This window comes from Phaeobacter sp. HF9A (genome assembly GCF_011806385.1).
Taxonomy (GTDB): domain Bacteria; phylum Pseudomonadota; class Alphaproteobacteria; order Rhodobacterales; family Rhodobacteraceae; genus Epibacterium.
Genome location: NZ_JAATOX010000169.1, coordinates 1 through 6,093, shown reverse-complemented (window position 1 = coordinate 6,093; position 6,093 = coordinate 1). Strand labels below are relative to the sequence as shown.

The 6,093-nt window shown below is 61.8% G+C and carries 8 protein-coding genes; 5 read left to right on the top strand and 3 right to left on the bottom strand.

Annotated features, from left to right (window positions below; all coding sequences use genetic code 11):
- The 3 genes from ispF to HCZ87_RS19140 all read left to right on the top strand — a co-directional run.
- A partial coding sequence (ispF, locus tag HCZ87_RS19150; protein WP_167646465.1) for a 2-C-methyl-D-erythritol 2,4-cyclodiphosphate synthase occupies nucleotides 1–1,102 on the top strand: 1,102 nt, incomplete at its 5' end.
- A complete protein-coding gene (locus HCZ87_RS19145) occupies nucleotides 1,099–1,596 on the top strand; it encodes a phosphatidylglycerophosphatase A (protein WP_167646463.1) in 498 nt (165 codons plus the stop codon). The genes ispF and HCZ87_RS19145, both read left to right, overlap by 4 nt.
- A 2-nt stretch (nucleotides 1,597–1,598) precedes the next feature.
- Nucleotides 1,599–2,078: a CinA family protein gene (locus HCZ87_RS19140; RefSeq protein ID WP_167646467.1), complete on the top strand. Its 480-nt coding sequence runs from the start codon at nucleotides 1,599–1,601 to the stop codon at nucleotides 2,076–2,078.
- Between the two features lie 36 nt (nucleotides 2,079–2,114).
- On the opposite strand, the gene HCZ87_RS19135 is transcribed toward HCZ87_RS19140, so the two are convergent.
- Nucleotides 2,115–2,561, bottom strand: coding sequence for a type II toxin-antitoxin system RatA family toxin (locus HCZ87_RS19135; protein ID WP_167646461.1), 447 nt, complete (start codon nucleotides 2,559–2,561; stop codon nucleotides 2,115–2,117).
- Nucleotides 2,562–2,634: 73 nt separating this feature from the next.
- Here HCZ87_RS19135 and hpt point away from each other — a divergent pair, with 73 nt between their 5' ends.
- Nucleotides 2,635–3,180 carry a hypoxanthine phosphoribosyltransferase gene (gene hpt / locus HCZ87_RS19130; protein WP_167646459.1) on the top strand — a complete coding sequence of 182 codons (546 nt, stop codon included), beginning with the start codon at nucleotides 2,635–2,637 and terminating at the stop codon, nucleotides 3,178–3,180.
- A gap of 130 nt (nucleotides 3,181–3,310) precedes the next feature.
- Nucleotides 3,311–3,637, top strand: coding sequence for an RcnB family protein (locus tag HCZ87_RS19125; RefSeq protein WP_167646457.1), 327 nt, complete (start codon nucleotides 3,311–3,313; stop codon nucleotides 3,635–3,637).
- Between the two features lie 3 nt (nucleotides 3,638–3,640).
- Here HCZ87_RS19125 and HCZ87_RS19120 read toward each other — a convergent pair whose 3' ends face one another.
- Together HCZ87_RS19120 and lipA are read right to left on the bottom strand one after the other, a co-directional pair.
- On the bottom strand, nucleotides 3,641–4,783 hold the full coding sequence (locus HCZ87_RS19120; RefSeq protein WP_167646455.1) for an amidohydrolase: 1,143 nt from the start codon (nucleotides 4,781–4,783) through the stop codon (nucleotides 3,641–3,643).
- Nucleotides 4,780–5,733, bottom strand: a complete 954-nt coding sequence (gene lipA, locus HCZ87_RS19115; RefSeq protein ID WP_167646453.1) for a lipoyl synthase — start codon at nucleotides 5,731–5,733, stop codon at nucleotides 4,780–4,782. Before lipA ends, HCZ87_RS19120 begins: the two co-directional genes overlap by 4 nt.
- Nucleotides 5,734–6,093 lie beyond the last annotated feature (360 nt).

The window sequence follows — 6,093 nt, the reverse complement described above, 5'->3', positions numbered from 1 at the left end:
AGGCACCCGCGCGGGCGGAGGCATGGCCAAACAATGGCGGCCACTGGCGGGGAAAACGGTGATTGACTGGACGATTGCCGCCTTTCGGACTGCCGGATTGGATCTGATCGCCGTGGTGCGCGACCCGCTCGATACCGCCGCGACAGCGACCCTGGTCAGCCATCCCGACCTTATTCTTGCCGAAGGCGGGGCGGATCGCTCTGCCTCTGTTCGCAATGGGCTCTTGGCCTTGCAGGGACATGACGTCAGCCGGGTGCTGATTCACGACGCCGCCCGCCCCTGCGTGAGCCCGCAGATCATTCACGACGTCTGCGCCGCACTGGACCATGGCCCCGCCGCCGCCCCCGGACTGGCGGTGACCGATGCGCTCTGGACCGGCGCTGACGGTCAGGTCACCGGCACCCAGGATCGCAGCGCGCTCTTTGCCGCCCAGACCCCTCAGGCGTTTCATTTTGACGCAATCCTTGCGGCGCATCTTGCCCTCACCGGCACGGCGGCAGACGATGTGGAGGTTGCGCGCAAGGCCGGCCTGCCGGTTCAGATCACCCAGGGCGACGTCAACAATATCAAAATCACCCGGCCCGAGGATTTTCTTCGCGCCGAAACCATCTTGAGGAGTCCCATGGATATCAGATTGGGCAATGGCTACGACGTGCACCGTTTTGGCCCCGGCGATCACGTGACCCTCTGCGGCATAGAGGTGCCCCATGATCGCAGCTTGCAAGGGCATTCGGATGCCGATGTGGGCATGCATGCGGTGACGGATGCGCTTTATGGGGCGATGGCGGAGGGCGATATCGGCCGCCACTTCCCGCCCTCTGATCCGCAATGGAAGGGCGCGGCCTCGGCGATTTTCCTGCGCCACGCGGTCGAGCTGGCCCACTCCAAAGGCTTCACCATCGGCAATATCGACTGCACGCTGGTCTGCGAATATCCCAAGGTCGGCCCCCATGCCGAGGCCATGCGCGACAGGATGGCCGAGATCACCGGACTGGAGCGCGACCGTATTTCGATCAAAGCAACCACATCAGAACGGCTCGGCTTTACAGGCCGTGGCGAGGGGATTGCGGCGCTGGCCACCGCAACATTGATACGCCTATGACACTTGCAAAACTCCTCGGAACCTGTTGTGGAACCGGTTATTTACGCCCTGCCCCCGGCACCTGGGGCTCGCTCCTGGCGCTGCCGCTGACCTATGCGCTGCATCAGCTTGGCGGCTTTCCGCTGCTGGCGCTTGTGACGCTTCTCGCGATTCCCCTCGGTCTTTGGGCCGCGGCAGAGATGACCCGCGGCCAGGCGAACTTGGATCCATCGGAATTTGTCCTGGACGAGCTCGCCGGTCAGATGCTGGCGCTTTGGGCGATCTCGCTGCCCGCCTGGCTGCATGGCATCACGATCACCGCGCTCTGGCCCGGTTGGGTGGCGGGCTTCTTGCTGTTCCGCCTGTTTGACATCTGGAAACCCGGCCCGGTTGGCTGGGCGGACCGAAAAAAAGGCCCCTTTGGCGTGATGATCGACGATGTTATCGCCGGGCTTATGGCCGCAGTCGGCGTCATCCTTCTGGCCGGGCTGGCACATGGGGTGATGGGGTTATGAGCATTGATGTCAGTGCCTTAATCGACATGGCTAAAGCGCAGAACATTACCATCGCCACCGCCGAGAGCTGTACCGGCGGTATGATTGCCGCGGCGCTCACCGATATTCCCGGCTCCTCCGCCGTGGTGGACCGGGGCTATGTCACCTATTCCAATGCCGCCAAGATGCAGATGCTCGGCGTGCGCGCCGAGACCCTCGATACATATGGCGCCGTCAGCGAGCAAACCGCACAGGAGATGGCCGAAGGGGCGCAGCAGACCGCAAACGTCGTCCTTGCGATCTCTGTCACCGGCATCGCCGGCCCCGGCGGGTCTGAGTTCAAACCCGAGGGGCGCGTGTGTTTTGGACTGGCACAAAAGGGCAAGACCACCCGGACCGAGCAGGTCGATTTCGGCCCCCTTGGGCGCGACCAGGTGCGCCTTGCCAGCCGTGACCACGCGCTGCGCATGATCCTGCGGGCTCTGGAGGCCACAACGGCCTGATTTCGACCCAAATGCCCTTGTTAGAGCCTGATATGCTCAGCCATAGAGCTCCGCCGCGCGGCGCTCAAAGGCCCGCACAATCCGCTGCATGGCCTCGTTGAACACGACGCCAATGATCCCCTGCAACACAGCGTTCTTGAATTCAAAATCGACAAAGAACGACACGTCGCAGCCACCATCCTCGCGGTCGGCAAAAGCCCAGTTCGACTTCATATAGCGAAACGGCCCATCGAGATATTCGGTGTCGATCCTCTTGTCACCGGGATAGAGCAGCACCCGGCTGCCGAAGCGTTCCCGGAACACTTTGAAAGAAATCACCAGATCCGCTTCCATACGCTCTGCCGCGCCCTCGGGGGTGCGACTGCGAATGCGCGCGGCGGCGCACCAGGGCAGAAATTTCGGGTAGTCAGCCACATTCGCCACCAGATCATACATCTGCTGTGCGGTGTAAGGCATCTGTCGGGTTTCCGAATGGGTTGGCATGGGGCAATCTTCGTCTTCTGTACAGCTGGCGCGTGGTGTCCTATGAACGCGCGTGAAATTCAAGGGGGCAAGCATGTCAGAGCGACCATATGTCATTGATGTAATGATCTCGGCCAAGGCCATCGCGGCGCGGATCGAGGAACTCTGCGGGGATATCACCGCCGAATTCGAGGGCACCGACAAGCTGGTGGTCGTCGGCCTTCTGCGCGGCAGCTTTGTCTTCATCGCCGATCTGGTGCGCGAGCTGGACCTGCCCATCGAGGTCGATTTCCTGGAGGCCTCCTCCTATGGCGACGGTATGGAAAGCAGCCGAGAGGTCCGTATTCTCAAAGACTTGCGCGGCGCTATTGAAGGGCGTGACGTGCTCGTGGTCGAGGATATCGTAGACACCGGCCATACGCTGAACCATGTGATCTCGCTGCTCAAGAGCCGCAAGCCCGCGCGGCTCAAATCCATCGCCCTGCTGGACAAGCCCTCCCGTCGCGAGGTCGATTTCCGCGCCGATTGGATCGGCTTTGAAATCCCGGATGAATTTGTTGTGGGCTATGGCATCGACTATGGCCAGCGCAACCGAAACCTGCCGCATATCGGCAAGGTGCGCTTTACCGAAACCGGTTAACAGCAGGCCAAGATCAGCATTCCACCGCCGATTTGCTTTGTTTGCCCGGCAAGAACCGGCGCAGTGCATTTGCGCCCTGCGCCGGAATGGCGCATGCAGATGCAGATCCGCAGATCCAAGGAGATGCATCATGACCATGTCGAAACTGCTTGGTGGCTTTCTGGCCACCACCATCACCCTCGCCCCGATGGCCGCCCTCTCCCAGCCGCCCAAATGGGCACCGGGACACAAGAACAGCGCCGCTCAATTCGCGCCGGGACAAGTCAAGAAACGCCATGCCCATGACGACTATCTCAAGGGCGACTGGCAGGATGTCACCGACTATCGCCAATGGGGCCTGACGCCGCCCCCTGCCGGCCATCGCTATGTGAGGAAAGACGGGCAAATCCTTGAAGTGGTTAAGAATACGCTTGCCATTGTTGGCGCTGTCGCGGTGGTGGACGCGCTGCTCGACTAGGGCTCAGCCCAGCTTGGCGTGGATGGCCCGGGTAAAGATCCCGGTTCCGACCGGGATCAGCTCATCGGGAAAGTCATAATCCGGGTTGTGCAGGCGGGGATGATCCTCGCCCGCGCCAAGCCAAAACATCGCGCTTTGCGCCGATTTGCCAAACTGGCCAAAATCCTCGGAAAACGCCTGCGGGCTCTCTGTCAGGCGCAGCGGGACATCACCACTGCGGCAAGCCTCCTCAAGCAGCGCAACCGCCTCATGCCCATTGGTGCAGGCCTCAAAGACATCGTGATAGCTGATCTCCTGCGCCAGCCCCGCAGCCACGGCCCGCGATGCGACACGCTCGGTCAGCGCTGCCATCAGCGTTTGCATGCGGTGATCGCTCACCGTGCGCAACGTCACCCAAAGCTCCGCCACGCCGGGAGAAACCCCGAAGGTTGGCGCGCCTAAAGTTGCGTGTGTGACGGTGGTTAGCGCGTAATCCTCACGCAGATCGCCGCCGGGACCAAGGGCCGCCAACTCGGTCATCAGCTCGGCCAGCACTCTTGCGGGCGACAGCCCGTCCTGCGGCGCGGCTGCATGCGCCGTGCGCCCGGTTAATCGGATGCGCGCGCCGCGCGAGGCGCAATTGGCCGCCTGTGTTGGCAGTTCCACATGGCCACGCGAAAGCCCCGGCAGATTGTGCAGCGCGAGCACCATATCCGGCGCGATCCCGGCAAAGTCAGGTGCCGCGCGAAAGGCGATAGCGCCTTCGCCGGTCTCCTCAGCAGATTGGAAAATCAACACAACCCGACCGCGCGCCGGGCGTCGATCGGCCAGATCCATCGCCACGCCAAGCACCATCGCCATATGACCGTCATGCCCGCAAAGATGCCCATGTCCAGGCACTTGCGAGACATAGCTGATCTGGTTTTCCTCGGGGATCGGCAAGGCATCCAGCTCGCAGCGAATGCCGAGCACCGGCCCAGCTGCGCGGCCATCGAACACAGCCGCAACCCCGGTGCCACCAAGCCCGGTCAAAACGCGGTCAGCCCCAAGATCGCGCAGAACCTTGGCGATCCGGGCAGCCGTAGCATGTTCCGCCCTCGAGAGCTCGGGGGCGCTGTGCAACTCATGCCGCAGCGCGACCAGCCGGGCGTGCCGCTCGGGTGTCATGCAAGGCCGAGCTTGGCGTTTCGTGCCGCCCGCAAGCGCGCAAAGTCATCCCCGGCGTGATAGGAAGAGCGCGTCAGAGGCGTGGCAGAAACCATCAGGAAGCCCTTGCCATAGGCGGATTTCTCGTAGCTGGCGAATTCCTCAGGGGTGACGAAACGATCCACCGCATGGTGTTTCGGGGTCGGCTGCAAATACTGGCCGATGGTGAGGAAATCCACATCCGCGGCGCGCATGTCATCCATCACCTGCTTCACGGCCATCGCGTCTTCGCCGAGGCCCACCATAATGCCCGATTTGGTAAAGATGCTGGGATCCAGCTCCTTAACCCGCTGCAACAGACGCAGGGAATGGAAATAGCGCGCGCCCGCCCGCACCTCCGGGTAAAGCCCCGGCACGGTTTCAAGATTGTGGTTGAACACATCTGGCTTGGCCTCGACCACGGTTTCCAGGGCGCTGGCGTCGCAGCGCAGGAAATCAGGCGTCAGGATTTCGATCGTGGTGCTGGGCGAGCGATGACGCACGGCGCGAATGGTCTGCGCAAAATGCGCGGCGCCGCCATCCTCGACATCGTCGCGATCCACCGAGGTAATCACCACATGGTTCAGCCCAAGCTTGGCAACCGCATGGGCCACCCGCCCCGGCTCAAAGGCGTCCAGCTCCTCGGGCGGCTTGCCAGTCGCGATATTGCAGAAGGAGCAGGCGCGGGTGCAGACCTCGCCCATGATCATCATCGTGGCGTGGCCCTGGCTCCAGCATTCGCCGACATTGGGGCAACCCGCCTCTTCGCAGACGGTGACCAGGTTGTTTTCACGCATGATCTTGTGGGTCTCGGCATAGCCCTTGCCCCCCGGCGCTTTCACGCGAATCCAGCTTGGTTTCTTGGGCTGAGCGTTGTCGGGACGATGCGCCTTTTCCGGGTGGCGCTGCTCCGGGATCTTCAGATCTCGCACAGGATCTTCCTTGTGACTGCGGCAATTGGTTGCTGGAGCCTATCATAACAGCTGCGATTGGCGACGACCAGTGCTGCATGGCGGCTCTGCTCTGCGCGCAATTGAGCCAGCGCAGGCTGACATCAAGGCATGTCGATCTCAATTCGGCTGCACCTTGCAACCCACGCCTTGGTATTACCAGTAAAAGAGAGGCCGCATTTCGAACCTCCCGCAGAAAGAAAAGAGAAAACAAATAAATCCCCAATCACTTGAATACATCTTAAAATTGGCCATGTTGCACCAGTCGGTTGGGGGATTCACTGCATGAATCCAGCATGATAGCTGGGAAGGCATGAGCAGCTGGCCCCCTACGAAGTACAA

What these genes read in the sequence shown, in the direction of transcription:
- HCZ87_RS19125 (WP_167646457.1), top strand. Translation starts at nt 3,311, where the DNA reads ATGACCATGTCGAAACTGCTTGGTGGCTTTCTGGCCACCACCATCACC.
- hpt (WP_167646459.1), top strand. Translation starts at nt 2,635, where the DNA reads ATGTCAGAGCGACCATATGTCATTGATGTAATGATCTCGGCCAAGGCC.
- HCZ87_RS19145 (WP_167646463.1), top strand. Translation starts at nt 1,099, where the DNA reads ATGACACTTGCAAAACTCCTCGGAACCTGTTGTGGAACCGGTTATTTA.
- HCZ87_RS19120 (WP_167646455.1), bottom strand. Translation starts at nt 4,783, where the DNA reads ATGACACCCGAGCGGCACGCCCGGCTGGTCGCGCTGCGGCATGAGTTG.
- HCZ87_RS19135 (WP_167646461.1), bottom strand. Translation starts at nt 2,561, where the DNA reads ATGCCAACCCATTCGGAAACCCGACAGATGCCTTACACCGCACAGCAG.